Source organism: Pseudomonas mandelii (assembly GCF_900106065.1).
In the GTDB taxonomy this organism is placed as follows: Bacteria; Pseudomonadota; Gammaproteobacteria; order Pseudomonadales; family Pseudomonadaceae; genus Aquipseudomonas; species Aquipseudomonas mandelii.
In genome coordinates, this window is sequence record NZ_LT629796.1 from 7,009,806 (window position 1) to 7,035,658 (window position 25,853).

Annotated in this window: 27 protein-coding genes and 1 pseudogene; 11 read left to right on the forward strand and 17 right to left on the reverse strand. The window is 60.6% G+C overall.

The features are described 5' to 3' along the window. Positions 1-244 precede the first annotated feature (244 nt). Positions 245-685, forward strand: a complete 441-nt coding sequence (locus tag BLU63_RS32470) for a CBS domain-containing protein (protein WP_007944798.1) — start codon at positions 245-247, stop codon at positions 683-685. A 67-nt stretch (positions 686-752) separates the two neighbouring features. Here BLU63_RS32470 and BLU63_RS32475 read toward each other — a convergent pair whose 3' ends face one another. Next, the gene (locus tag BLU63_RS32475; protein WP_010458616.1) at positions 753-1,376 is read right to left on the reverse strand and encodes a glutathione S-transferase; all 624 of its coding nucleotides are present in this window, start codon (positions 1,374-1,376) and stop codon (positions 753-755) included. Positions 1,377-1,535: 159 nt separating this feature from the next. Here BLU63_RS32475 and BLU63_RS32480 point away from each other — a divergent pair, with 159 nt between their 5' ends. The 3 genes from BLU63_RS32480 to BLU63_RS32490 all read left to right on the forward strand — a co-directional run bounded on the left by BLU63_RS32480 (position 1,536) and on the right by BLU63_RS32490 (position 3,393). Then, positions 1,536-2,057: a DUF3455 domain-containing protein gene (locus tag BLU63_RS32480; protein WP_010458614.1), complete on the forward strand. Its 522-nt coding sequence runs from the start codon at positions 1,536-1,538 to the stop codon at positions 2,055-2,057. 92 nt (positions 2,058-2,149) lie between these two features. Then, a complete protein-coding gene (locus tag BLU63_RS32485; protein ID WP_083377218.1) occupies positions 2,150-2,677 on the forward strand; it encodes a sigma-70 family RNA polymerase sigma factor in 528 nt (175 codons plus the stop codon). Further along, on the forward strand, positions 2,674-3,393 hold the full coding sequence (locus BLU63_RS32490) for an anti-sigma factor (RefSeq protein ID WP_010458611.1): 720 nt from the start codon (positions 2,674-2,676) through the stop codon (positions 3,391-3,393). Before BLU63_RS32485 ends, BLU63_RS32490 begins: the two co-directional genes overlap by 4 nt. Positions 3,394-3,399: 6 nt before the next feature. Here BLU63_RS32490 and BLU63_RS32495 read toward each other — a convergent pair whose 3' ends face one another. Next, on the reverse strand, positions 3,400-4,020 hold the full coding sequence (locus BLU63_RS32495; RefSeq protein ID WP_083377219.1) for an isochorismatase family cysteine hydrolase: 621 nt from the start codon (positions 4,018-4,020) through the stop codon (positions 3,400-3,402). 225 nt (positions 4,021-4,245) lie between these two features. Between BLU63_RS32495 and BLU63_RS32500 the strand changes: the two genes are divergently transcribed. Beyond that, positions 4,246-4,725, forward strand: coding sequence for a phage infection protein (locus BLU63_RS32500; protein ID WP_083377220.1), 480 nt, complete (start codon positions 4,246-4,248; stop codon positions 4,723-4,725). Positions 4,726-4,804: 79 nt separating this feature from the next. Here the strand turns inward: BLU63_RS32500 and BLU63_RS32505 are convergent, their stop codons facing one another. Next, positions 4,805-5,899 (reverse strand): DUF1615 domain-containing protein, encoded by a 1,095-nt coding sequence (locus BLU63_RS32505; protein ID WP_083377221.1) that lies wholly within the window; start codon positions 5,897-5,899, stop codon positions 4,805-4,807. 198 nt (positions 5,900-6,097) lie between these two features. On the opposite strand from BLU63_RS32505, the gene BLU63_RS32510 reads away from it, so the two are divergent. Next, positions 6,098-7,633 (forward strand): FAD-dependent monooxygenase, encoded by a 1,536-nt coding sequence (locus BLU63_RS32510; RefSeq protein ID WP_083377222.1) that lies wholly within the window; start codon positions 6,098-6,100, stop codon positions 7,631-7,633. Positions 7,634-7,756: 123 nt separating this feature from the next. Here the strand turns inward: BLU63_RS32510 and hemB are convergent, their stop codons facing one another. The 3 genes from hemB to BLU63_RS32525 form a co-directional block, all read right to left on the reverse strand. Next, a complete protein-coding gene (hemB, locus tag BLU63_RS32515; protein ID WP_077750523.1) occupies positions 7,757-8,731 on the reverse strand; it encodes a porphobilinogen synthase in 975 nt (324 codons plus the stop codon). Between the two features lie 234 nt (positions 8,732-8,965). Next, the gene (locus BLU63_RS32520) at positions 8,966-9,808 is read right to left on the reverse strand and encodes a PhzF family phenazine biosynthesis protein (RefSeq protein ID WP_083377223.1); all 843 of its coding nucleotides are present in this window, start codon (positions 9,806-9,808) and stop codon (positions 8,966-8,968) included. A 33-nt stretch (positions 9,809-9,841) separates the two neighbouring features. Further along, positions 9,842-10,540 (reverse strand): glutathione binding-like protein, encoded by a 699-nt coding sequence (locus BLU63_RS32525; RefSeq protein ID WP_083377224.1) that lies wholly within the window; start codon positions 10,538-10,540, stop codon positions 9,842-9,844. Between the two features lie 356 nt (positions 10,541-10,896). Between BLU63_RS32525 and BLU63_RS32530 the strand changes: the two genes are divergently transcribed. Beyond that, positions 10,897-11,571 carry a hypothetical protein gene (locus tag BLU63_RS32530; protein ID WP_010458594.1) on the forward strand — a complete coding sequence of 225 codons (675 nt, stop codon included), beginning with the start codon at positions 10,897-10,899 and terminating at the stop codon, positions 11,569-11,571. Positions 11,572-12,291: 720 nt separating this feature from the next. On the opposite strand, the gene mnmH is transcribed toward BLU63_RS32530, so the two are convergent. Together mnmH and selD are read right to left on the reverse strand one after the other, a co-directional pair. Continuing rightward, positions 12,292-13,395 carry a tRNA 2-selenouridine(34) synthase MnmH gene (mnmH, locus tag BLU63_RS32535; protein WP_077748858.1) on the reverse strand — a complete coding sequence of 368 codons (1,104 nt, stop codon included), beginning with the start codon at positions 13,393-13,395 and terminating at the stop codon, positions 12,292-12,294. Beyond that, positions 13,395-14,429, reverse strand: coding sequence for a selenide, water dikinase SelD (selD, locus tag BLU63_RS32540; RefSeq protein ID WP_010458591.1), 1,035 nt, complete (start codon positions 14,427-14,429; stop codon positions 13,395-13,397). Before selD ends, mnmH begins: the two co-directional genes overlap by 1 nt. A 273-nt stretch (positions 14,430-14,702) precedes the next feature. Here selD and BLU63_RS32545 point away from each other — a divergent pair, with 273 nt between their 5' ends. Both BLU63_RS32545 and BLU63_RS32550 read left to right on the forward strand, forming a co-directional pair. Next, the gene (locus BLU63_RS32545; protein ID WP_083377225.1) at positions 14,703-15,659 is read left to right on the forward strand and encodes a nucleoside-specific channel-forming protein Tsx; all 957 of its coding nucleotides are present in this window, start codon (positions 14,703-14,705) and stop codon (positions 15,657-15,659) included. A gap of 24 nt (positions 15,660-15,683) precedes the next feature. Continuing rightward, positions 15,684-16,706 (forward strand): purine-nucleoside phosphorylase, encoded by a 1,023-nt coding sequence (locus BLU63_RS32550; RefSeq protein WP_083377226.1) that lies wholly within the window; start codon positions 15,684-15,686, stop codon positions 16,704-16,706. A 120-nt stretch (positions 16,707-16,826) separates the two neighbouring features. Here the strand turns inward: BLU63_RS32550 and BLU63_RS32555 are convergent, their stop codons facing one another. From BLU63_RS32555 to BLU63_RS32565, 3 genes are all read right to left on the reverse strand, one after another. Further along, the gene (locus BLU63_RS32555; RefSeq protein WP_083377227.1) at positions 16,827-17,783 is read right to left on the reverse strand and encodes a quinone oxidoreductase family protein; all 957 of its coding nucleotides are present in this window, start codon (positions 17,781-17,783) and stop codon (positions 16,827-16,829) included. A gap of 30 nt (positions 17,784-17,813) precedes the next feature. Further along, positions 17,814-17,987, reverse strand: a complete 174-nt coding sequence (locus BLU63_RS32560) for a DUF1427 family protein (protein WP_010458583.1) — start codon at positions 17,985-17,987, stop codon at positions 17,814-17,816. 246 nt (positions 17,988-18,233) lie between these two features. Beyond that, positions 18,234-19,019 carry an AraC family transcriptional regulator gene (locus BLU63_RS32565; RefSeq protein WP_077748862.1) on the reverse strand — a complete coding sequence of 262 codons (786 nt, stop codon included), beginning with the start codon at positions 19,017-19,019 and terminating at the stop codon, positions 18,234-18,236. A 145-nt stretch (positions 19,020-19,164) separates the two neighbouring features. Between BLU63_RS32565 and BLU63_RS32570 the strand changes: the two genes are divergently transcribed. Beyond that, entirely contained in the window at positions 19,165-19,392 is a 228-nt protein-coding gene (locus BLU63_RS32570; RefSeq protein ID WP_010458578.1) for a DUF6555 family protein, read from the forward strand. Between the two features lie 67 nt (positions 19,393-19,459). Here BLU63_RS32570 and BLU63_RS32575 read toward each other — a convergent pair whose 3' ends face one another. From BLU63_RS32575 to BLU63_RS32585, 3 genes are all read right to left on the reverse strand, one after another. Beyond that, positions 19,460-19,627 (reverse strand): metallothionein, encoded by a 168-nt coding sequence (locus BLU63_RS32575; protein WP_010458576.1) that lies wholly within the window; start codon positions 19,625-19,627, stop codon positions 19,460-19,462. 84 nt (positions 19,628-19,711) lie between these two features. Then, entirely contained in the window at positions 19,712-20,167 is a 456-nt protein-coding gene (locus BLU63_RS32580; protein WP_010458574.1) for a DMT family transporter, read from the reverse strand. Next, a complete protein-coding gene (locus BLU63_RS32585; protein WP_010458572.1) occupies positions 20,167-20,652 on the reverse strand; it encodes a DMT family transporter in 486 nt (161 codons plus the stop codon). Before BLU63_RS32585 ends, BLU63_RS32580 begins: the two co-directional genes overlap by 1 nt. Before the next feature lie 225 nt (positions 20,653-20,877). On the opposite strand from BLU63_RS32585, the gene BLU63_RS32590 reads away from it, so the two are divergent. After that, entirely contained in the window at positions 20,878-21,813 is a 936-nt protein-coding gene (locus BLU63_RS32590; protein ID WP_083377228.1) for a LysR family transcriptional regulator, read from the forward strand. 103 nt (positions 21,814-21,916) lie between these two features. Here BLU63_RS32590 and BLU63_RS33940 read toward each other — a convergent pair whose 3' ends face one another. From BLU63_RS33940 to BLU63_RS32600, 3 genes and pseudogenes are all read right to left on the reverse strand, one after another. Beyond that, positions 21,917-22,738, reverse strand: coding sequence for a methyl-accepting chemotaxis protein (locus BLU63_RS33940; RefSeq protein ID WP_371860812.1), 822 nt, complete (start codon positions 22,736-22,738; stop codon positions 21,917-21,919). 84 nt (positions 22,739-22,822) lie between these two features. After that, positions 22,823-23,599, reverse strand: a pseudogene (locus BLU63_RS33945) (cache domain-containing protein); the annotation flags it as partial. A 117-nt stretch (positions 23,600-23,716) separates the two neighbouring features. Then, positions 23,717-25,033 carry a Na+/H+ antiporter family protein gene (locus BLU63_RS32600; protein WP_162179694.1) on the reverse strand — a complete coding sequence of 439 codons (1,317 nt, stop codon included), beginning with the start codon at positions 25,031-25,033 and terminating at the stop codon, positions 23,717-23,719. Positions 25,034-25,853 lie beyond the last annotated feature (820 nt).

The following is a 25,853-nucleotide window of genomic DNA, read 5'->3' on the forward strand; positions in this document are numbered from 1 at the left end:
AGCGGGCCTGCTCGCGATGGCGGTGCATCCGTCGCCGCTTGTATTGGCTGACCCTGCGCTATCGCGAGCAGGCTCACTCCCACAGGGGGCTGAGTTCAGCCCATGGATCAGCGAAAAACTTCCGGTTAATCGAAGAAAATCCGCCGAATGACGTTTTTTGCGCGTTATCTGCCGCTTTCCGCCTTGCCCTCGGCGCCTGGGTCTACGATTCTTCAATAACAACGACAACACCTGAGAAGCCATCATGAAAACCGTCGCCCAACTGCTCAAGTTGAAAGATCAGAAAAATCAGGAAGTGCACCAGATCAAACCCGATCACATGGTGCTCGAAGCCCTGATGAAGATGGCCGAAAAGAACGTCGGCGCCTTGTTGGTGGTGGAGAATGACGAAGTGCTGGGGATCATCAGCGAGCGGGACTATGCGCGCAAACTGGTGCTGCATGGCCGTTCTTCGGTGGGCACGCCGGTTCGCGACATCATGGTGTCGCCGGTGATCACAGTGGACACTCATCAAACCGTTGATACCTGCCTGGGCATCATGTCCGACAGACGCCTGCGCCACCTGCCTGTGGTGGAAAACGGCAAGTTGATCGGCTTGCTGTCGATCGGTGACCTGGTCAAGGAAGCCATCGCCGAACAGGCTGAATTGATTCGCCAGTTGGAGCAGTACATTCGCGGCGAGTGACTCTGAAATTACGCAGTTCCCCTGTGGGAGCGAGCAGGCTCGCTTCCACTTTTGATTTGCGTGGTTTTCAGGTTGGCCAATGCCGGGCGAAAACCGGTGCCAGCGTCGGGTGGCGGTCGATTCGCGTCAGCCACGCATAAAAACCGGGTCGGGCATTGCGCAGATGCTCACGACTGCCCGCCCATCGCGTCACCACCGCCGCCAGCACATCCAGTGCCCCAGGCGTCTCGTCGTCCAGGTACAACTCGCCCGAGAACTGATCGGCAAACACCTCCCAACTCCAGTGCAACCGTCGACGGGCGCCAGCCATGAGGTTTTCCATGGCCGATTGATTCGGCTCGATCAGCCAGCGCTCGGGATAATCGATGATGCCGATGGCCGCATAGCAATTGCTGACGATGTACACCAGGCCCCGGATCGCTTGATCACGCTCGGCGGGCGTGTTCGACAGCAGGTTTGACTCGGGAAACGCGAGCCCCAGATGAATCAGGATCGCCGCGCTTTCGGTGAGGACGCTGCCGTCGGGCAATTGCAAGGTGGGAATCTGCTTGAGCGGGTTGAGTTTCTCCAGGGCTTTGGCAGCCTCCGCAGACGACTCGACGTCGATAAAACGATAAGGGATTTCACAGAGTTCGAGGGCGGCCTCTATCGCGGCGGCGCCGGAATTCTGGTGTCCGTAGAGCTGGTACATAAGCACCCCCCTTCAAGAGTGTCTCTTTGTAGCATCTGATACTGACCATGCTGGAAAATTTCTTTTTATGCCACTGCATCCAAATCGCTTTCCGATGGGTAGTACCAGTAACAGCCCCTGAGGCTGCCGAGCAGATTACTCATTTACGGAGCGCTATTCATGAATGCCAAACAGCTGATTTGCCTTGCCGGTTTGTTCGTCGCGGGCCCAATGGCCTACGCCCAGTCAGGTCTGCCCGACAGCATCAAGGTCCCGGACGGGCACAAGGTCGCCCTGGAAACCACCGGTGTCGGCGAGATCACTTACGAATGCCGTGACAAGGTCAATGCCGCCGGCCAGACCGAATGGTTCTTTGTCGGCCCCAAAGCGGTACTCAATGATCGCAGCGGCAAACAGGTCGGCACCTATTTCGGACCGCCCGCCACCTGGCAGGCGAAAGACGGTTCGAAAGTCACCGGCACTCAACTGGCTGTCGCGCCTTCGAGTCCGGGCAACCTGCCCTATCAATTGGTCAAGGCCAACCCGGCCGAAGGAAAAGGCGCAATGACCGGCGTCAGCTACATCCAGCGCGTCGCCCTCAAAGGTGGCGTGGCTCCGAGCGCTGAATGCTCGGCGGCCAACAAGGGCAAGCAAGAAATAGTGAAGTACCAGGCGGATTATATTTTCTGGGCGGCCAACTGAAACCAGGCCTGCGGGAAATTGGTCTACGCTGCTCAGCACTGGCCCCGGTCCGATGGCCCGGGGCTGCTGCCCATTATTGACGGCTGAACTCAGTGTCCTTACCCGAAACTCTTTTCGATTACGAAGCCCATATCGCCGCCTGCGCTCGCGGTGAGCGTCAGGCCCTGCGTGATTTGTATGTGCAGGAGAGTCCGCGCCTGCTGGGCGTTGCCAAACGCCTGGTGCGTGACACTGCGCTGGCGGAAGACATCGTCCACGATGCCTTCATCAAGATATGGAATGGCGCCGCGCAGTTCGACCCGGCGCGAGGGTCGGCGCGGGGGTGGATATTCAGTTTGACGCGGCATCTGGCCCTGAATTTCATCCGTGACAACAGCCGCGAGATTCAAGGTGATTTCGATGGGGTGGACGACACGGCAACCTTCGATGCCCAGGCTCATTCCGGGCGCATTCATCAATGCCTGGAACAACTGGAGCCTGCAAGGCGCGCCTGTATCCTGCATGCCTACGTCGACGGATATTCTCATGCTGAAATCTCACACAAACTCGGCACCCCGCTGGGCACCGTCAAAGCCTGGATCAAGCGGAGCCTGACGGCACTGCGGGAGTGCATGGGATGATCAGCAAACTGACGAATGAAACCCCGGAAGAACTCGACGAACTGGCCAGCGAATATGTGTTGGGCACCCTGTCCGCAGAGCTTCGCACCCAGGTCCGACAGCGCCTGCGCGACGAACCTGATTTGCGGGCCGCCGTGGACGCCTGGGAGCGTCGCCTGCTCGGCCTGACCGATCTGGCAGAACCTCACCCGCCGTCACCCTACCTTTGGCAGCGTATCGAGCGCAGCGTGAACAAGGTGACACGGCCACCGTCGCTCATCGCGGCTCAGTCTTTATCCTGGTGGAATCTGTTGCCGCTCTGGCGCGGGCTCGCCGGTGCAGGGCTGGCGGCCACGTTGCTGCTCGGCGCATTGATGCTGACGCAAACCACCGTCAAGCCTACCTATCTGGTGGTGTTGGTCGGTCCTCAGGACAAGGCACCTGGCTGGGTGATCCAGGCCAGCAACCCGAGGGAAATCCAGCTGATTCCGCTGGGTGTCATTGAGGTCCCGGCCGACAAGGCGCTCGAGTTCTGGACCAAGGCCGATGACTGGCAAGGACCGGTGTCTCTGGGCTTGGTCAAACCGGGACAGACCCTATCGATTCCGCTCGACAAATTGCCGCCACTGCAACCCAATCAACTGTTCGAGCTGACCCTGGAAAATCCGCAGGGCTCACCGATCGGCAAGCCGACCGGGCCGATTCAATTCATCGGTCGGGCAGTGAAAGTCATCTGAGCGCGATCAACCGAGCGCCGCGATCAACTCCGCCGTCGTGACAATCGAGTGGGCATACGTCGGTCCATTGATCTCATGCGCGGCGTGCATGGCCTCGGCACTGAACGCGGCCGTGGCGTCGCGCACCAGCGTGACGTGATAGCCCAGTTCGGCGGCGAACCTGGCGGTGCTTTCGATGCACGTATTGGCGAGCATCCCCACCACCACAACCTTGTTGATCCCGTGCTGTTTGAGCAGATAGTCCAGATCGGTGTTGGCAAAACCACTGCCGCCCCAGTGTTCCTTGACGATCACGTCACCGGCCTGTGGCTGGAAATCCGGGTGCCATTCCCCGCCCCAGGTTCCGGCGGCAAATACCTGCGCACGGCTGGCGCCTTGTTGATAGGGAGTGGGGTGTTTCCAGTGCGCCAGTTCATCGGGCTCGGCGCGGTGATGCGGAACATAGAAAACCTGGATGCCGGCCTTGCGAACAGCCGCCACCACGGTTTTCAGGTTGGCCAGCGTACCGACGCTGTCAGCCACCGGTTGAGCGCGGCCATGCAGTTTGCCGCCTTCGCTGAGGAAGTCGTTGTAAGGATCCACCAGCAGCAGGCCGGTGTGCTCGGGAGCATAGGAAGTGGCACTCATGATCGACTCCTCGAAGGCAAAGGCACGCGCCAGCTATCCAGTGTAGAAGCGCCGATCGACCCCGCCGCCGCCATCCGACGACTGAACCATCACGCCCGCGTGAGGGGGATAGTGTCACCTATCAATGCCGTCGATGTTCACCATCACCTCAATGAAGTTCTCATAAAAAATCCGCGGCGTAACATCGCCTCCATACCAAACAACTACACCCCGGAGCACACCATCATGAAACGCCAAATCCTTCTCAGCATCGCTTTCTCGGTTTTTGCAGTTAACGCTTTCGCCGCTTCTTCTGCTCACCCGGTTGTCGCTGAAGGCGGCTCGGATCGCCTGATCGAAAGTCGTGTGGCTGAAGGTGGTTCGGATCGTTTGATCGAAAACCGCGTCGCTGAAGGTGGTTCGGATCGTCTGATCGAAAACCGCGTTGCTGAAGGTGGTTCGGATCGTCTGATCGAAAACCGCGTCGCTGAAGGTGGTTCGGATCGCCTGATCGAAAACCGCGTTGCTGAAGGTGGCTCGGATCGCCTGATCGAAAACCGCGTCGCTGAAGGTGGTTCGGATCGTCTGATCGAAAACCGCGTCGCTGAAGGTGGTTCGGATCGTCTGATCGAAAACCGCGTTGCTGAAGGTGGTTCCGACCGTCTCATCGAAAACCGCGTCGCTGAAGGTGGTTCGGATCGTCTGATCGAAAGCCGCGCTGTATAAATGAAGGGTTTTACCGCGGTACTCAATGAAAACCCCGGCCTCATCAGCCGGGTTTTTTTTGCCTGTTTTTTGCGGCCGGTCACTTGCCCGCCCGTGTCATGCAGCGCTGATAACGCTCATCCACCCGCTTGGCAAACCAAGCCGTCGTGAGTTTGCGGGTGATTTTCGGGCTTTGCAGCACGATCCCCGGCAACACTGCACGAGGCAACGGCCGACCTTCCGCCTTCTCGGCCAGGTCGAACACCCGCGCATAAAGCTGGGTGTCCTCGAACTGCAGGTTTTTGCCCTCCTCCAATTGATCGCGAATGGTCGTGTTGCGCATGCCCAATTGCTTGCCAAGGCTGCGCACCGCCAATTCCGTGGTGCCCGGCATGATCGCGTCATAGCGCACCAGATCACCATCCAGCGCCAAAGGGATGCCTGACGCTCGACTCACCGCATTCTGAAACGCCGCATTGCGGCTGGCGTACCAACCGGCATTGAAATCGGCGAAGCGATACAGCGGCTGTTTGTAGCTCACCGGGTACCCGAGCAAGTGAGCAATGCCGAAGTACATGCCGCCGCGACGGCTGAACACTTCACGACGGATCGAGCCGTCCACCGGATACGGATAATCCCGTGCCTGTTGCTCGGCGAAGTCGATGCTGACCTGCATCGGCCCACCGGTGTGCACCGGATTGAGCCCTCCAAACAAGGTCCGCCCCATGGGCACAATGCCGATGAAGTCATCGAAAATCGCGCTGAGTTCTTTTTCGCTGCGCGCCGCATTCAGCCGGTCGCTGTAGCTTTTACCGTTGGATGAACTGACCTGCAGTGCACCGCTGACCAGCAGGCTGGGGATATGGACTTTAGCGGCACGACGGTCGATCTCTTCGCGGGCGATCTTGCCCAGGCCCGGCACGGGTGGGTCGACCTGGAAGGTCGACTCTTGCTCGGTGACCGCGAGCACCGAACACAGGTTTTGCGTGGAGGGATAGATGTTCTGCGCGGCAAAAGCGGCGTAGATGTCCGTGGCCCAGCCTTGGCGGTCAACGGTTTTCGCCGGCAGCAGGCGCACGATCTCGGCCTTGACCTCGGCGGGTTTGCGGGCCGGCAACTCCTGAGTGCGCTGGGTGCCGCAACCCGCCAGCACCAGCAGCGCCGCGAGACTCATGATCAATCGATTGGCTTGCATGGTGCTCCATCAACTCTTCTGAACCGGGTTAACCATACGATCAAAGGCATGGCGCAGGCTATGACTGCTGCCGCAACGCCCCGTTCCCCTTTCATCCCCCACCACTTCACGGTTGCGGGCCTTTTCCGTTGGGCGGCCTGCCTTTTCATATCCCCGCGCTGGACCATACTTGTGCCACACACCGAGGAGGACAGGCTCATGAACCGTAGCGACGTGCTGATCGTCGGCGCCGGCCCGACCGGGCTGGTATTGGCGCTGTGGCTGAGCAAACTGGGGATTGTGGTAAGGATTATCGACAAGACGTCGGCCCCCGGCACCACGTCCCGGGCGCTGGCGGTCCAGGCACGGACGCTGGAGCTTTACCGTCAGCTCGACCTCAGCAATGCCGTGGTACAAAAAGGCCACCGGGTGGACGCAGCGAATTTCTGGGTCAAGGGCGAGCCCGTAGCGCGCTTGCCATTGACCGGCATCGGCGAGGGGCTGACGCCTTACGCGTTTCTCGAGATGCTCCCTCAGGATGAGCACGAACAATTGCTGATTGAACGCCTCGAAGGGTTCGGTATCAAGGTCGAACGCAGCACCGAACTGGAGGGTTTTGAAGAGACCGGCGATGGCATCAGTGCAAGGCTGCGCTTGCACGATGGCCAACAGGAAATCTGCCAGGCGTGTTACCTGGCGGGTTGCGACGGCGCCCGGTCAATCGTGCGCAAGACCCTCGACACCGGTTTTCCCGGCGGCACCTACCAGCAGGTTTTCTACGTGGCGGACGTGCAGGCTCACGGGCCGACGTTCAACGGCGAACTGCACCTGGACCTGGATGAAGCGGACTTTCTCGCGGTGTTTCCGTTAGCCGGCGAAGGCCGCGCCCGCTTGATCGGCACCGTGCGCGACGAGCGCGCCGACCGTGCTGAAACCCTCGGGTTTGCCGACGTCAGCAGTCGGGCCATCGAACACCTGAAGGTGCAGATTGAGCAGGTCAACTGGTTCTCGACGTATCGTGTGCATCATCGGGTGGCGGATCACTTTCGCAACGGTCGCGCCTTTCTATTGGGCGACGCGGCCCACGTCCACAGCCCGGCGGGCGGTCAGGGCATGAACACCGGGATCGGCGATGCCATCAACCTGGCCTGGAAGCTGGCGGCCGTCTTGAGCGGCGGCGCCACAGCCACGCTGCTCGACACCTACGAAACCGAACGCATCACCTTCGCCCGCAAACTGGTGGCCACCACCGACCGGGTCTTCACCTTCGTGACTGCCGAAGGGCGCATGGCCGATTTGTTGCGCACCCGTCTGGCACCGTTCCTGATCCCTAAAATGGCCTCATTCGAAACGTCCCGCGAGTTTCTGTTTCGCACGGTGTCGCAGATCACCCTGAACTATCGTGGGACAGCATTGAGCACGGGGGTCGCGGGCCACGTTCATGGCGGCGACCGCCTGCCCTGGGCTCACGACGGTGAGGGGGACAATTTCGAATCGCTGAAGTGTCTGACCTGGCAGGTGCATGTGTATGGCGACACCAGTGACGAAATGATCGCCTGGTGCCACGAGCATCACCTGCCGTTGCACGTGTTCGACTGGCGGCCGGCGTTTGAAGCGGCGGGGTTGGGGCGTAACGGCTTTTATCTGCTGCGTCCGGATACGTATGTGGCGATTGCCGACAGCTCGGCGGACCCCAAGGTGATTGAGCGGTATTTCAAGGAGCACGGGATCCGGCCGTTTTTCGGCAGCCCCTGAGCCCCCAGTATTTACTGTGGGAGTGAGCCTGCTCGCGATGGCGGCGTATCAGTCAATACATGGGTCGAATGACAAGACGCCATCGCGAGCAGGCTCACTCCTACAGGGGTTCCGAGGTGTTTCTTAGATCCCGGCCAGGGCCAGGTCCATCGCGAAGTAGGTAAAGATCAGATCCGCCCCCGCCCGCTTGATCGCGCCAAGGCTTTCACGCACCACGCGGTCCTCATCAATCGCCCCGGCCTGCGCGGCGAATTTGATCATCGCGTACTCGCCGCTGACCTGATACGCCGACAGCGGCAAACGCGACACTTCGCGGATGTCACGGATGATGTCCAGGTACGCGCCGGCCGGTTTGACCATCAGCGCATCGGCGCCTTCCTGCTCGTCCATCAGAGACTCGCGCACCGCTTCGCGGCGGTTCATCGGGTTCATCTGGTAGCTTTTGCGGTCGCCTTTCAACGCGCTGCCGCCAGCTTCGCGGAACGGGCCGTAGAGCGCAGACGCAAATTTGGTCGAATAGGCCATGATCGCGGTCTGGGTGAAACCGGCTTGGTCGAGGGCCCGGCGAATGGCCTGCACCTGCCCGTCCATGGCCGCTGACGGTGCAATCACATCCGCACCGGCCCGGGCCGCCGCCACGGCTTGTTTGCCGAGGTTGATCAGGGTCTGGTCGTTGTCGACTTCATGGTTGTGCATCACGCCACAATGGCCGTGGTCGGTGTATTCGCAGAAGCAGGTGTCGGACATCACGATCATCTCCGGCACCGCGTCCTTGGCAATGCGCGACATGCGCGACACCAGGCCGTTGTCGCTCCAGGTGTCGCTGCCGCTGCTGTCCAGGTGATGGGACACGCCGAACGTCATCACCGACTTGATCCCGGCGCGGGCGTAACGCTCGATCTCACCGGCCAGTTTCGACTCTGGAATGCGCATCACGCCGGGCATGCTTTTGATCGGCACGAAGTCATCGATTTCTTCCTCGACGAAAATCGGCAGCACCAGGTCGTTCAGACTGAACTCGGTTTCCTGGAACAGGCTGCGCAGGCTCGCATTGCGGCGCAGACGGCGTGGACGTGCTTCGGGGAACTGGCTGGACATGAGGGGTTCCTGAAAAACGGAGGTCGAGATGAAAGTCGTAGGGGGCGAAGCTTATGCCCTCAAAGGCGCGGGGCACAAACCTCGATCGCCCAAGACTGCGTTACCGAGGCCGCAATAATCGCGCGATATAACGCGGTTCCCTGTGGGAGCGGGCTTGCTCGCGAAGACGGCGGCACATCCAACAAAGATGTATCTGACGCACCGCCTTCGCGCGCTAGCCCGCGCCCACAAGTTTTAGATTTCCAGCACACCGCTGATGCAGGTCACCACCGAACCACCAATCCAGATCTCATCACCCACCTGCTCCACCTGAATGCGCCCGGCGCGGCCCATGGTCAGGCCCTGGCTGACCACGTAGGACGCCGGCGCCAAGCCTTCGGCAAGCAACCACTGCGCAATCCCGGCGTTCAAGCTGCCGGTAGCCGGGTCTTCCGGCATGCCATCGCCGGAGATGAAAGCGCGCACTTCAAACTGCGCAACATCGCCATCGCGCTCAGGATGCCATGGCGCTATCACGCCGACGGCCAGGCCCAGCATCTGTGAATGATCCGGCTGCAAATCCAGCACCTGTCGGCGGTCCTCGACCATCACCGCCAACCAGCCGGCACCGTTATCGACCCATTGAGCCCGGACAATCGCCCCCGGCTCCAGTCGCAGCCCTCGGCGCACGCGCTCGACGACGTCAGCGTCCACCGGCCCTGTCTTGATCAGTGGCGGCGCGAGAAAGGCCAGCTCCGCGCCTTGCCTGCGGACCCGCACCAGACCGACGCCGCACTCCTGAATGATCTCCTCGCCCTTGGGCACGCCCCCGGCCTCAAGCCATGCATGGCAAGTGCCCAAGGTCGGGTGACCGGCGAACGGCAACTCGGTGAGGGTGGTGAAGATCCGTACCCGATAGTCGGCGCGAGGGTCGCGCGGTTCGAGGATGAATGTGGTTTCGCTGAGGTTGGTCCAGCTTGCGAACGCCGCCATGCGTTCATCGCTGAGCCTGTCTGCGTCGAACACGACTGCCAACGGATTGCCCTTGAGTGCAACCTGGCTGAAGACATCTACTTGTTTGAAATCGAATGAGCTCATTGCCTGCCTTGGTCTTGAGAGAGTCGAAGATATTTACTTGGGAATTTCCAGCCCGCGTATCACCGCCGGCCGCGCCAGGAAGCGCTCCAGCACGCGAGTGACGTTGGGGAAATCCTTGATGCCCACCAGATCGCCAGCCTCATAGAAGCCGATCAGGTTGCGCACCCACGGAAAGGTCGCGATGTCGGCAATGGTGTAGCGTTCGCCCATGATCCAGTCGCGCCCTTGCAGACGGCTGTCCAGTACTTTCAGCAGGCGTTTGCTTTCGTCGACGTAGCGGTCACGGGGACGTTTGTCCTCGTAGTCCTTGCCGGCGAACTTATTGAAGAACCCGAGCTGGCCAAACATCGGCCCGATGCCACCCATCTGGAACATCAGCCACTGGATCGTCTCGTAACGCGCCGCCGACTCCTGCGCCAGTAACTGGCCGCTCTTGTCGGCAAGGTAAATCAGGATCGCCCCGGACTCGAACAGCGGCAGGGGTTTGTCATCAGGGCCGTGGGGATCGAGGATCGCCGGAATCTTGTTGTTGGGGTTCAGCGACAAAAATTCGGGGGACATCTGATCGTTGCTGTCGAAGCCCACGCGATGGGGTTCGTAGGGCAGACCGATCTCTTCGAGCATGATCGAGACCTTGACGCCATTGGGGGTCGGCAAGGAGTACAGCTGAATCCAGTCCGGGTAGTGGGCCGGCCATTTTTGGGTAATCGGGAACGCGGACAGATCGGTCATGGGGAGCATCCACAGTGAACAGTAAGCGCTGATCATAATGGAGGAGACTGGTTTTTTGCGTATCAATCTTGTTGATGAAGAAGATCAAAACATTGCAGTCATCGTTCTGCGCCGCTACCTGTACCGTGTCCATAAATCCGCAACATCCTGTCGATAACCTCTGCTCCAACCCATGCAAGGTTACCGGTACATTGCGGCGCACTCGCCGGAATCGAACCAAATGGGCTTCAGAGGACTCTGAGAACTGCCCTTTCGGAAACGGACCGGCCCAATGACATGGAAAACACCCGATGCTGGGAGCTCGTGGTGTAAAGGTTTGTCAGCCTTAACCGAATGCGCTGAAGATCACCTATTAAATGATGAACCTTTTCAAATTTGCCGATCGCTTCAAGCAACGCGCGTATGTCGTCCTGCCCTCCCTGCTGGCGATGAGCGCGTTGTTTTTGTCGCTGGAGTCCAGTGAAAGCCGCGCCCAACCGGCAGACGGCACCCAGACCCTGGTATTCCTGCGTCACGCGGAAAAACCCGAAGGTGGTCTGGGCCAGCTCAACTGCCAGGGCCTGAACCGTGCCATCGACCTGGCCACCTTGCTGCCGGAAAAATTCGGCAAGGCCAATTACGTCTTTGCCGCCAACCCGACACGTAATGTCGAGGAAGGCGAACTGGACAATTCCTACAGCTACATTCGCCCCCTGATGACCATCAGCCCCAGCGCGATCAAGCTCGGCTTGCCGGTGAACATCAACTTTTCAGCCAACGACACCAGCGACCTGGCCGATGAATTGCTCCACGACAAGTACCACAACTCGGTCATCTACACCGCCTGGTCCCACGGTTACCTGCCCGAGCTGATCAACAAGGTCGCGGGAGATGCAGTCGGAAAGAAACAGAAGATCACCGAAGACTGGGAATCCAGCGACTACGACTCGCTGTTTGTGCTCACGCTGACCTGGCATAACGGCAAGGCGAGCCTGCAGAGCCATAGCTACAAGCAAGGGCTCGATAATGGGCGGGAGACGTGTCCGACGTAAGCAGTCGATACCCTCCAGGCATTAAAGTTTATAGCGCCTGTCTGGGCCCTATCGCGAGCAGGCTCGCTCCCACACTGGATCTCCGGCGCTACACCGATCCAGTGTAGGAGCGAGCCTGCTCGCGATGGGGCCAGAAAAACCAATACATCACTGTCGGTTGATCTCCCACATTGGATCTCCGGCGCGACACAGATCCAGTGTGGGAGCGAGCCTGCTCGCGATGGGGTCAGAAAAACCGACACATCACTGTCGGTTGATCTCCCTCATTGGATCTCCGGCGCGACACAAATCCAGTGTGGGAGCGAGCCTGCTCGCGATGGGGCCAGAAAAACCGACACATCACTGTCGGTTGATCTCCCACATTGGATCTCCGGCGCGACACAAATCCAGTGTGGGAGCGAGCCTGCTCGCGATGGGGCCAGAAAAACCAACACATCACTGTCGGTTGATCTCCCTCATTGGATCTCCGGCGCGACACAAATCCAGTGTAGGAGCGAGCCTGCTCGCGATGGGGCCAGAAAACCAACCCATCACTGTCGGTTGATCTCCCACATTGGATCTCCGGCGCGACACAAATCCAGTGTGGGAGCGAGCCTGCTCGCGATGGGGCCAGAAAAACCAACACATCACTGTCGGTTGATCTCCCTCATTGGATCTCCGGCGCGACACAAATCCAGTGTGGGAGCGAGCCTGCTCGCGATGGGGCCGGCAAAAACAACCTCACCCTCGCTGATTGATGCGCTCTAGCAAGTATTCGAGAACCGCTTCCCGCTCCCCGGCAAACTCAATCCGCGCGCCCTTCTTCTCCCGCTGAAAGGCATACATCGGATCGTAATACTCACGCAGCAACCCTTCGATCCAGCCCCGGTGCAAATCCACCGCCCCGCTGTTCGCCTGCTCCGCCAACGCGTCTTCCATCAAGATCAACATCCGCCGGTGCCGTTCACCGCCCAGGCGCTTCTGCACATTGTTCAAGCTTTCCAGCAGACGCTCGGAAAACAGCGCAAAGCCTTCATCGCCATGCACGCTGATGAACTCGGCACACAAGTCCACGACGTAATCGCGCAGGATCCGTTCGACCCGCCCTTCCTGGCTGTCCTCCAGCCAGACCATCGGGTACTGCTGCATGCCCTGAAACAGCGGCAAGGGCAACGCGCAGCTGCCAATCGCCCGGCTTTCGTCTTCCAGCACAAACTGCTCGATGCCATGAGCGCGTTTCTTCAGCACATCTACCGCCAGGCGGTTTTCAAAGTCGATATTGGACGGTTGGACGGTGGCGCGTTTGCCGAAGCTGGAACCGCGATGATTGGCGTGGCCTTCGAGGTCCAGGCCGTTGCGTAGCTGCGTGAGCACCTCGGTCTTGCCGGTGCCGGTCATGCCGCCCAGCAATACGAAATCGCACTGGGCAACAGCCTGATCGACCGTGTCCAGCAAGAAGCTGCGCATGGCCTTGTAGCCGCCACCGACGCGCGGATAGTCGATGCCGGCCTCGTCCTTGAGCCACTGCTGGACGATCTGCGAACGCAAGCCGCCGCGAAAACAATACAAATAGCCCTCGGGGTGCGCCCGGGCAAAATCGGCCCAGGCCTGGATGCGTTCGGCCTTGATCTCGCCGGACACCAGTTGATGCCCCAGGGTGATCGCCGCTTGCTGGCCGTGTTGCTTGTAGCAGGTGCCGATCCGCTGCCGCTCGTGGTCGTTCATCAGCGGCAGATTGACCACCCCGGGGAACGCGCCCTTGTGGAATTCGATCGGCGCGCGGGCATCCAGCATCGGCCGGTCGTTGAGAAAGATGTCGCGGTAGTCGGTGAAGTCGATTGACATCAAAACACCTCGACCGCGTGGGTCTGTCGCTCGACCAGCTCACCGATTGGCTCAAGGGCCAGGCCCAATTCGCTGGCCACTTTGAGGAATTGCTCGTTGCCTTCGGGCGTGACCGCCACCAGCAGGCCGCCGCTGGTCTGCGGATCGCACAGCACCCGTTTATGCAGTTCCTGCACGCGCCCGACCTTGCTCGCGTAACTGTCGAAATTACGCAGGGTGCCGCCCGGCACGCAGCCCTGGTCGAGGTAATACTCGACACCAGGCAGACGCGGCACACGGTTGTATTCGATGCGTGCGGTGACGTTGCTGCCGTCGGCCATTTCCACCAGATGCCCCAACAAGCCGAAACCGGTGACGTCGGTCATCGCCGTCACGCCGTCGAGCTTGCCGAAACGGCTGCCGGGTTTGTTCAGGGTGCACATCCAGTCGCGAGCCAGGCCAATGTCGGCCGTGCGCAGCTTGCCCTTCTTCTCGGCGGTGGTGAGGATGCCGATGCCCAGCGGTTTGGTGAGGTAAAGCAGGCAACCGGCGGTGGCGGTGTCGTTGCGCTTCATGTGGCGCTTTTCAACCAGCCCGGTCACCGCCAGGCCGAAGATCGGCTCCGGGGCGTCGATGGAATGCCCACCGGCCAACGGAATGCCCGCCTCGTCACACACCGAACGTCCACCGCGAATCACTTCCCGGGCAATCTCCGGCGCCAATACATTCACCGGCCAGCCAAGGATCGCAATCGCCATCAGCGGATCACCGCCCATGGCGTAGATATCGCTGATGGCGTTGGTGGCGGCAATGCGGCCGAAATCGAACGGGTCGTCGACGATCGGCATAAAGAAGTCGGTGGTCGAGACCACGCCGCGTTCTTCGTCGATCGCGTACACCGCCGCGTCATCGCGCGAGGCGTTGCCGACCCAAAGCCTGGGATCGAGGTTCTGCGCGCCACTGCCGGCCAGAATCACCTCAAGCACTTGCGGCGAAATTTTGCAGCCACAGCCGGCGCCGTGGCTGTATTGGGTCAGACGAATCGGCTCGCTCATGGGAATACCTCGTGAAGACAATGGGGGCGAGTCTACCACTGGCGGTCAATCCAAGGCGCAACACCACCTGCCTTGTAGCAGCTACAGAAGTGTCAGTTCGCGTAACTGACCAACCCGACAATAAAAAACCTTATTTCGTCGATTTTTCATGGAATTGAAATAATTGGCATCTGTTATGCAAACGTTTGCGAGTCGCTGATATAGACGTTTTCGCGACATAACCGCGCAAGCCCGAAGAATCGGGCTTTTGATCCGCACGAAAAGGGACTTTTAATGCACCGCACGTCCAGCCGCGTGACTTGCTCGCGCACTCTTGCTGTTTCCTTGCTGCTGGCCAGCGTTACAGGACTACTCAGCAGCACCGTTTTGGCGCAATCCGCACCCGCCGAAGAATCCGCCCAGGGCGAAACCCTGAGTCCCGAAGCCAGCCCGCCGAAAAAAGGCGTTTACCTGTCGGACTGGTTCAACCAGGACCTGACCGTCATCGGCAGCAAAGACATCAGTTTCGGCCCGCAACCGGCCGACGATATTTACCTGGAGTACGAGTACTTCGGGCGCAAAGGGCCGTTCGAGTTGTACGGCTACATCGACATCCCGAAGATCTTCGACATCGGCAACAGTCATGACAAAGGCGTGTGGGACCACGGTTCGCCGGTGTTCATGGAGCACGAACCGCGCATTTCCATCGACCACCTTGCCGGCCGCAGCCTGGCCATCGGGCCGTTCAAAGAATGGTACGTGGCGTTCGACTGGATCTACGACCACGGCAGCAACAGCGCCAACCGCGCCAATACGCTTTACAGCGGCCTGGGCACCGACATCGACACCCACTCGCGAGTCAACTTGTCGGCGAACTTCTACGGGCGTTATCAGTGGGAAAACTACGGCGCCAGCAACGAGTATTCGTGGGACGGCTACCGTGCCCAGCTCAAATACATCGTGCCGATCAGCAGCTTCAGCAACGGCGCGTCACTGACGTACATCGGCTTCACCAACTTCGATTTCGGCTCCGACCTGCACAAGGACAACCCGGCCCGCACCGCCAACGCCACCGTCGCCACCAACGTCTTGCTGTACTCGTTCACACACTTGCGCTTCACCCTGGTCGGCCGTTACTTCCACAACGGCGGCAACTGGGAGGATGGCAGCGAGTTGAATTTCGGCGACGGCGACTTCCGCGCTCGCTCCGATGGCTGGGGTTACTACGCCGGCATCGGTTATCAGTTCTGAGGCTTGATTGAACCTGGAGGTTTTATGAATGCAATGACGCGTATGTCCCTGGCCTGTGCCGCCCTGCTCTCTTCCACTGCCTGGGCAAGCGAAGCACCGATCCAGCCGAAAGTGATGCTGATCACCATGTTCGCCCCCGAGGCGCAAAACTGGATCGATCGTCTGGAGCTCAAGCAGGAAGTTCGAGTGCCGGGCCTGTCCGCCGAGTACCCGACCATTCGCTGCAACACGCAGCAGGTGTGCCTGATGGTCACAGGCATGGGCCAGACCAACGCCGCAGCTTCGACACTGGCCCTGGCACTGTCGCCGAAATTCGACCTGCGTAAAAGCTACTTCCTGATCGCCGGCATTGCCGGCATCAGCCCGAAACACGGGACCATTGGCACCGCCGCGTGGGCCCATTACCTGGTGGAGTTCGGCACCCAGTGGGAACTGGATTCGCGAGACGCGCCGAAAGACTGGCCAACCGGATACATCGGCATCAACACCCAAGGCCCGAACCAAAAACCGCCGCTGGACTACAAGACCGAAGTGTTCGAGCTCAATCCGAAGTTGCAGGCCAAGGCATTCGCCCTGACGCACAACGTCAAGTTGAGCGAGAGCAAGGAATCGGCGGCATGGCGCCTGAAATACCCGTCGGCCCCAGCCAATCAGCCACCGACGGTGACGAAGTGCGACACGCTGGCCGGTAATACTTGGTTTTCCGGGACGCGCTTGAGTGAACGTGCCGAGGTCTGGACCAAGCTGTTGACCGACGACAAAGGCGAATACTGCACGACGCAACAGGAAGATAACTCCACCTACGAAGCGCTGCTGCGGGCCAGTCGCGAGGGTCTGGTGGATGTGCAACGCCTGGCGGTGGTGCGCGCGGGCTCCGACTTTGATCGACCGGCCCCGGGCCAGAGCGAGGTGGACAACCTGCTCAAGTATGCGGATCAGGGCGGGTTTGTGCCGGCACTGGAGAACCTGTACCGGACGGGGAATCCGTTGGTGCTGGAGATCTTGAACAATTGGTCGGCGTGGGAGAATGGTGTTCCCGAGGCTTGATCTGACAATGCAAAACCCTGTGGGAGCGAGCCTGCTCGCGATGACGGTGTATCAGGCAACACAAATGTCGACTGACACTCCGTCATCGCGAGCAGGCTCACTCCCACATTTTGATCGGCGTTACGGCAACAAAATCACCTTGTCCCCAGCACCTTGGTTCACTTCTTCATACCGCTCCAGCCCTTCGGCCAGCGGCGATTCAAACAACCCTTCCGGCAACGGCAACAACCCCTGATCAAAGAACTTGCCGAACTGATCGAGCATCGCCGCACACGCCTGCACGCCATACAACAACGAATTGATCCCCACCACCGAACCGCCCTTGCGATACAACGCCAGCGCCGGCAGTTGCACCATGCCGTCGACCGGCGCCGCGATGATCGCGATGCGGCCGAACGCCGCGAGCGCCGGGACCGAGGCCGGTAGCCAGAAGCCGGTGGTGTCGAAAATCACGTCGGCGCCGCCGGTATACACGGCCTGCACCTGCGCCCCCAGCTCGTCCGGTTTATCCAGTTGCAGCGTCTGATACCCCTGCGCCTGGAGATCCTTGACCTGCTCGGGTCGCCGCGCCGCCGCCAGGACTTGAGCACCCCGCACCTTGGCCAACGCCAGCGCGGCACTGCCGACCGCTCCGCCGCCGATCACCAACAGCCGCGTTGCAGCAGTCACCAGACTGCGTTCCAGCGCATCCCACGCCGTGGTGTAGGGCACGCCGAGGCTGGCGGCCTGGGCGAAGCTCAGATGGGTGGGTTTGAGCGCCACGCCATTGGCCGGCAGTTTGACGAATTGCGCATGGGAGCCATCGGCAAAGAAACCCAGTTCACGACCGGTGCCCCAGACTTCCTGACCGATCAGTGCCTGCGGCCCTTCAACCACCACACCGGCGAAATCCCGACCGGGAATCCGTGGCAAGGTGGTGTAGGGAAACCGTCCCAACACGTTCTTCACATCGCTGGGGTTGAGGCCGGCCGCCTTGATCTGCACCAGCACTTCATCGGCGCCGGGAACGGGGGTCGGGACATCGACATAACGCAAGGCCGAGAGGTCGCCGGTCTGGTCGAATTGCAGTGCTTTCATGGGAGTGTCCATCGCATAAAGAAAGGGGTTTCAGGAGACCCAGCCCGCCACCAGTTGCCGGCCCATGGGCCACAACTTTTCGCCGGCGAGCATGCCCAGCAGGCCCACCAGGGCAATCGCCGGTGGGGCGGGCGAACGAAAATCCAGTGCGCCGTAGAGCAGGCCGACGCCCAGACCAATGACCAGCGAGATGAGGTAGCTCATGGCAGACTCCGTGGGCAAACAAGGTATGCCTGAAGTCTAAAGAGCGTTGGCGGCGGGCATCGGCCAAGTGCTTCTGAATATCGGCCAAAGCGCGGCGGGTGCACTGCCAATTGTGTAGCGGCGGAGCCCTGCAGGCGTGAGCCTGTTCGCGATAGCGGAGTGTCAGTCGACATCTGTGCTACCTGATACACCGCTATCGCGAGCAGGCTCACGCCTACAAGGTTTTCGCTCTGCTACAGGGGTGCGTCATGGCTGGACGGGGTGTTGGCTCGCCGCAAACTGCGAAGGCGCGACACCCAGTTCCCGGCGGAACATGTCGCTGAAGCTGCTCGGCGAATAGCCCAGTTCGCGGGCAATCGTGCTGACCGGCACGCCTTGAATCAACTCCGCCGCCGCGGTCGCCAATTGCACCTGCCTCCGCCATTCGGCGAAGCCCATGCCCAGGCCTTCCTTGAACAGCCGCGCCAGGGTGCGCACGCTGGCACCGGCATTTTCCGCGTGCTGCTCGAAGGGAATGGCCAGCGAAGGCGCGGCCATGACCGCCTGACACAGGTTCATCAGGCGTCGGTCGGAATCATCCGGCAACGGGATTTTCAACAGCGAACGCCTGGCTCGTCTAAGCTCCAGCAACGCCAGGCCGACCAGCGCCTCGTAGTACTCGGGCGCGCCATCATCGCCCTGCTCCACCAGCCCGACGATCAGCTCACGCAGCAGCCCGCCGACTTCGATCACCTGAACACTGTCATCCAACGTGACCGCCAATGAGGGCCGAAGGTAGATGTTGCGCATCTGCAGGTCCGAGACCACGCGGATGCCATGCGGCACGCCCGGCGGCAGCCACACCGCCCGTTGCGGCGGCACCACCAACGCCTCTTGGGGCGTTTCCACCCACATGACCCCGCTCATGGCGTACAGCAATTGGCCCCATTCATGCTCGTGGGGCTCGATGTACAAGCCACGCGAGTAAGTGCGTGCCAGCGGTTGCACGGGCACATCGGTGTCACTCAGGTCTGGCGGGGCGGCAAGGGCCATGGGCAATGATCATTGGGGTTTTCAGGTCTTGCATGGTAACGGGCCACTCACCTTGTCGCCACCGGCGGCAGCCGTCTGACAATCCGAATGAATTTTCCTTAACCCCAACGATCCTTGTATTACCACAGGGAGGAATACGGGCTTTATGAACAACGCAAAACTTTTCGTCATTGAATACACCCTTCATGGCGCGCCAAAGTCTTTCATTATCCGCCTGGACAAAATGGACAACGCGGAGGCTTGGCACTGGGCCAGTTGTGACGCAGGGGTTGGACGAATACCCCGCTTTGGCCGAGAGAAGGTGCAAAAAACCAGCAAGCCGCTGGCGGAGAAATTCGGCATCGAAAATGTGACGTGGCGACCGGCGGGCTGAGCATTACAGGGGGTAGTCATCCGACATTGAAAGTGGAGCCCGAGAGGCTCCACTTCATGTTGATGAGCTATTTGGCGTGTGCGCACTTGCAACCTTTGCTCGCACACTCCTCGCCATGTTCGTGGTGCTTGGCGCACGCTTCACAGCAATAGTGTTTGCCGTGGCGCGCTATCGGGTGCTCGCCCAGTTTGCAGGAGCATTTGGGGCAGTCGCAGGTACTTTCACTGTCGATCATGAGTCTGACTCCTTGGGTGTGGTCGTCGCGTGCGGCAAATGCGCACTTCACTCATCAGTGTAGGAGCTACAAAATGGCGCGCAGTTACTCGCTTCGGGTGCTGCTGCGATACATGAACAGCAACGCCAGCGCCAGGCACACCATCGCCAGCAACCGACTGCTCGACAACTCGATCGCCGGGTTACCCAGCCAGCCGAAGTTATCGATCAACATCCCCATGCCCAACTGCCCGACGATCACCGCCACGGTTGCCACCGCCGTGCCGACCCGCGGCACCGCGCCGACCATGACCATCATGTAGACGACGCCGAACAAGGCACCGCTGAGTTGCCATTTCGGTACGTCCAGCAGGCTCACGGCATGGGCCGGTTCAAAAAACAGGATCAGCAACCCGGTGACCACCGCGCCCACTGCGAAGGTCAGCAAACTGCTGCGCAACACGCCGACGGTTTCCCCCAGGCGCCCGTTGATCGCCGCCTGGATACTCAACACCGCGCCGGCGGCCACCACCACGGCCAACAAAATAATCAGATTCATCATCAACCCCGAGCAATCAGAACAAGTGCCGCGACAATCAGCAGCAACGCTAGCCAACGCTCACCGTTGACCTTTTTGCGGGTAGCGCCGAACCATCCGAAGTGGTCGATCAACACGCTTTTGCCGACCTGCCCGGAGAGGATCGCGATCATCGTCATCGCGATCCCGATGTGCGGCGTGGCCAGGGTCAGCACCACCACGTAGATCGGCCCGAGGAAGCCGCCGATCAACTGCCAGCGCGGCAAGGTGTTCAACGCCGGACCTTGTTGCTTGCCGCTGAACAACAACAGCAGAAACAGAATCGCCGAGCCGACGCCGAAGATGCTCAACGTCGCCCATAAATGCCCGACCTGAACCCCGAGCGGCCCGAGCAGACCGGCCTCCACGGAAAGGCCCATGCCGGCGAGGATCACCAGAGGCAGCAGCAACAGCCGCAGCCCTGGTTTGGCCGCTGGCACTGAAGCGATGTCGATTGAAGAAGATTGCATAAGGAAAACCTGCTCGTCAGATAAATACGGCCCCGGTAGGAGCGAAGCTTGCTCGCGAAGGCGTCATATCAGTTGACATTTCCGGCGCCTGACACGCCGCCTTCGCGAGCAAGCTTCGCTCCTACCAAGGGGCTGTTGTGGCAGGCATTATCGGCTGGCGATCCTTTGCGATAAATGGGAGCATCCAGACAACACTTTTGCGCAACTCGCACAGCAGGATCGACCATGCATGGCCTCAACGAGCTTGGATTCAAGGCACTTCGGCTGTTTGTCGCGGTGCTCGACCATGGCAGCTTCTCCGAAGTCGCCCGCCGCGAGGGCCTGGCGCCCTCGTCGATTTCCCGGCAGATCCAGTTGATGGAACAAGCCTTGAACCAGCAATTGCTCTACCGCCACACGCGCGCCGTCACGCCCACCGAAGCCGGCCGCATGCTCGGTCATCATGCGCGGCTGGTGCTGGTGCAACTGGAGGAAGCCGAACAGGCCTTGCAGGAGCAGCAAAGCGAACCCGGCGGGCTGGTGCGGATCAATGCGCCGGTGGTCTTCGGGCAACGGCATCTGACGCCGTGGCTGGGGCTGTTGTGCGAGCGCTATCCGAAACTGCAACTGGATATCCAGCAAACCGACAGCTACGTCGACCCGTTGCAGGAAGGCGCCGATTTGCTGTTTCGCATTGGCCCGCTGCACGATTCGAGCATGCAGGCGCGGATCCTGGCGCCCCATCGCTTTCAAGTGGCCGCCAGCCCGGCCTACCTCAAACGCCATGGCACGCCGCACCATCCCGAAGAATTGGCGGCGCATCAGTGCCTGGCCTACAAGGGCGTGGCCGGGCAGCAACGCTGGTTTTTCCGCAAGGACGCGCAGGACTGGACGCCCTACTCCGTCAAAGGCCCGATCACCGGCAACCACGCCGACACGCTCACGCAAGCCGCCGAACAAGGCCTGGGGTTGGTGATGTTTCCGTCGTGGCTGATCGGCGAGGCGGTGCGCAACGGCACGCTGGTGCCGGTGCTGGGGGAATATCAGGTGTCCAACAGCCTCGAACCGCAGCAGATTGCGGTGCTGTGGCCAGGTAGCCGACGGTTGTCGGTGAAGGTGCGCACGGTGATTGATTTCTTCGTGGAGTGCTTCGGAACGGTGCCCTACTGGGACAGACCCTGACACCGCAAACCCTGTGGGAGCGAGCCGGCTCGCGATGGGGCCGGCACATCCAACGTTAATATTGGCTGACAGACCGCTATCGCGAGCAGGCTCGCGTCGCTTGTCAGATCCGGAACTGGCCGACCAGTTTGCCCAGGCGCTGGCCGAGGTCGGCGAGGCTGCGTGAGGTCTGGGCACCGAGTTGGGTTTCGTCGGCGACGCTGTCCACCGCCACGGCGATCTGATGCACGCTGCGGTTGATCTCTTCGGCCACGGCGGTCTGCTCTTCAGCCGCGCTGGCGATTTGCGCGTTCATCGAATTGATGGTGCCGATCAGCTGGGCCATGGTGTCCAGCGATGCGCCGGCTTCATTGGCCTGGGCCGAGGTGCCATCGCCCGCTTCGCTGGAACGACGCATCGCTTCCACCGCCGATTGGGTCCCGGCCTGCAAGCGGTCGATCATGCCCTGGATTTCCTGGGTGCTGATCTGCGTGCGGCTGGCCAGCGCCCGCACTTCGTCGGCCACCACCGCAAAACCACGACCGGCTTCACCGGCACGCGCGGCTTCAATGGCGGCGTTCAGTGCCAGCAAGTTGGTCTGTTCGGCAATCGAACGAATCACCCCCAGCACGCTGACAATCGACGAAACGTCCTTTTGCAGGCTGTCGAGGGACACGCCACTGCTGCGGATGTCGTTCACCAACGCATGAATCTTGACGATGCTACCGGCCACCACACGCTTGGCGGCCTGGCCTTCTTCGTCGGTCTGCTGAGCCGCCACCGCCGCGTTTTGTGCGCTTTTCGCCACTTCCTGAGCCGCCGCCGACATTTCGTTGATCGCCGTGGCGACCTGATCGGTCTCGTGGCGCTGACGCTCCATGGCCTGATCCGAGCGCTGGGCCTGGTCGGAGACCTGATTCACCAGGCCGGTCAGTTGCGACGTCATTTCGGTGATCTGACGCACCAGGCCGTGGATCTTGTCGACAAAGCGATTGAACGAGCCGGCCAGTTCACCGAGTTCGTCCTGGCTGGTGATGGTCAGACGACGGGTCAGGTCGCCCTCGCCCGCCGCGATGTCATCGAGGTTGGCTTTCATCAGGTTCAGCGGACGCAGAATGGTATTGGCCAGCAGCATCCCGGCTGCCGCGATCACCAGCAGCATCACCACGGCGATACCGACGATGGTCAGCACCACGCCTTCCATCCGCTCCTGCACCTTGGCCTGGACCAGCGCGACTTGCGCCTCGATACCATCAAGGTTCACCGACGTACCGACCGCCATGTCCCACTTCGGCAGGTATTCGGTGTAGCCCAGTTTCGGCACCAGCACTTGAGTGTTGCCGGGCAACGGCGAGCTGTATTGCAGGTAGTGGGTGCCGTCTTTGGCGACTTTGACCAGGTCGCGGTTGACGTAGACGCCGTTCGGGTCGCGGTTGTCCTTGAAGCTCTGGCCCACGCCTTCCGGGCTGTTGGCCTTGAACAGGCGCACGGTGTTGGAGTCGTAGCCGAAGAAGTAGCCGTCCTTGCCGTAGGTGATGCTCGACAACAGCTTGATCACCTGCGCCCGCGCCGCGTCATCGCCAGGGGTGGCCGCGTCGTAAAGCGGTTTGATCGTGGTCATGGCCACGGCCACGTAACTTTGCAGGGTGGCCTTGGCATCGCTGAGCAGGCGCTGGCGGGTTTCCTCGACTTCCTTGCTGGCCTGCTCCTGCAGAATGAACAGCGTGGTCAGGCTGATGACTAGCGCAAAGAGCAACACCGGGAGGACAGCAAGGGACAGGACTTTAGCCTTCAGGCTCATGCGCATGACGGTTCACTCTTTTGATTTTGTTGGCGTGGTTAAGGCTTTAACGGCACGCCAACGAAAAACTGTAGGAGCCAGCGGCATCGGATCGCCGAACCGCTGGCTCCTACGGAAGTGAAATCAGAGGACCATCGCGGCCACCCAGCCGAACGCCAGCAGCGGCAGGTTGTAATGCAGGAAGGTCGGGACCACGGTGTCCCAGATGTGGTGATGCTGGCCATCAATGTTCAGACCGGAGGTCGGGCCCAGCGTCGAGTCCGAGGCCGGCGAACCGGCGTCACCCAACGCGCCGGCCGTGCCGACGATGCACACGATCGCGATCGGGCTGAAGCCCAGCTGCACGCACAACGGCACGAAGATCGCCGCCAGGATCGGCACGGTGGAAAACGACGAGCCGATGCCCATGGTCACCAGCAGGCCGACCAGCAACATCAACAGCGCGCCGACGCCTTTGCTGTGCCCGATCCACGACGCCGACGTTTGCACCAGCGTCTGCACCTGACCGGTGGCTTTCATCACTTCGGCGAAACCCGAGGCGGCGATCATGATGAAACCGATCATCGCCATCATTTTCATGCCTTCGGTGAACAGGTCGTCAGTGTCGCGCCACTTCACAATGCCCGACACCGAAAAGATCAGGAAACCCGCCAGCGCACCAATGATCATCGAGTCCAGCAGCAGCTGAATGATGAACGCCGCCGCGATGGCCACACCGGCGACGATCAGGCTCAGCGGGTTGTACTCCACCGCGACTTGCTCGACTTTCTCGATCTTTTCCAGGTCGTAGACGCGCTTCTTGCGATAGCTGATAAACGCCACCGCGAGGCCGACAACCATGCCCAACGCCGGAATGCCCATGGCATGGGTGACGTTGATGCCGCTGATATCGACGCCGCTGCGCGCAACGTTGGCCAGCAGGATTTCATTCAGAAAGATGTTGCCGAAGCCCACCGGCAGGAACATGTACGGCGTGATCAGGCCGAAGGTCATGACGCAGGCGATCAAGCGGCGATCCAGTTGCAACTTGGTCAGCACATATAGAAGCGGCGGCACCAGCAGCGGAATAAAGGCGATATGTATCGGCAGAATGTTCTGCGAAGCGATGGCCACCACCCACAGCAAGCCGATCAGCAGCCACTTGACCTGGCCGCCACCGCTGGCGTGTTGGCGATCCACCATCAGCAGGGCCTTGTCCGCCAGGGCATGGGCCAGGCCGGACTTGGCAATCGCCACGGCGAACGCACCGAGCAAGGCGTAGGACAACGCCACCGTCGCCCCGCCGCCGAGGCCGCTATTAAAGGCTTTCAGGGTGGCATCGATGCCCAGGCCACCGGTCAGCCCCCCCACCAGGGCGCCGACAATCAGCGCGATCACTACGTGCACGCGGGACAGGCTAAGGACCAGCATGACGCCGACCGCGGCAATTACAGCATTAATCATCGTTACCTCAGGGCAAGCGAAATGAGCTCAGCCGGCAGTCTGCGAAGCGCCGCCAGCAGATCAAGGAATGGGTTTTATTAGAGGGCGCGCACTGTGCCGCAGAGTCGGCCCGGTGTCAAAGCGCATGGGCCGACCTGTATGTAACGGGCCACGAAATACCTGTGGCGAGGGAGCTTGCTCCCGTTCGACTGCGCAGCAGGCGTAAAACCTGCCGATGCGTAGTGGCTGACGGAATGCCAGGGGTCGCTTCGCAACCCAACGGGAGCAAGCTCCCTCGCCACAGGTAAGCGTTCTCGCCACAAAATCAGCGGCGAGCCTTATTCGGATACAGGCATAAAGAAAGCTGAATCGTGGCCGTTACAGTGCAAAGTCTCAGATAAATATCGAATAAGGACGTCTCTCCATGTCGCTCAGACAACTTTCCATCCAATGGAAAATCACCCTGCTGGCCGGGCTTTGCCTGGCCGGCATCGTGACCCTGCTGGTGGGTCTTTCGCTGTATCGCATGGAGCACAGCTCCGAGATGGTGAAAGCCTCGAGCATGGAGATGCTCACCGAAGCCGCTCAGGCCCGGATCGAATCCCAGGGTGAAAACCAGGCGCTGGTGATTCGTCAGCAGTTCATGGACGCCTATCAATACGGCCACGGCTTTTCGCGCCAGGTGCTGTTCCTGCGCGACCAGGCGGAAAAGCGTTTTCTGGACGCCTTCGACCTGCGTGAAGACCTGACCCGCCAGGTCAAGTCGGCGCTGCAAGCCAACCCGGATTTGCTCGGCCTGTCCCTGGTATTCGAAGCCAACGCGCTGGACGGCAAGGAC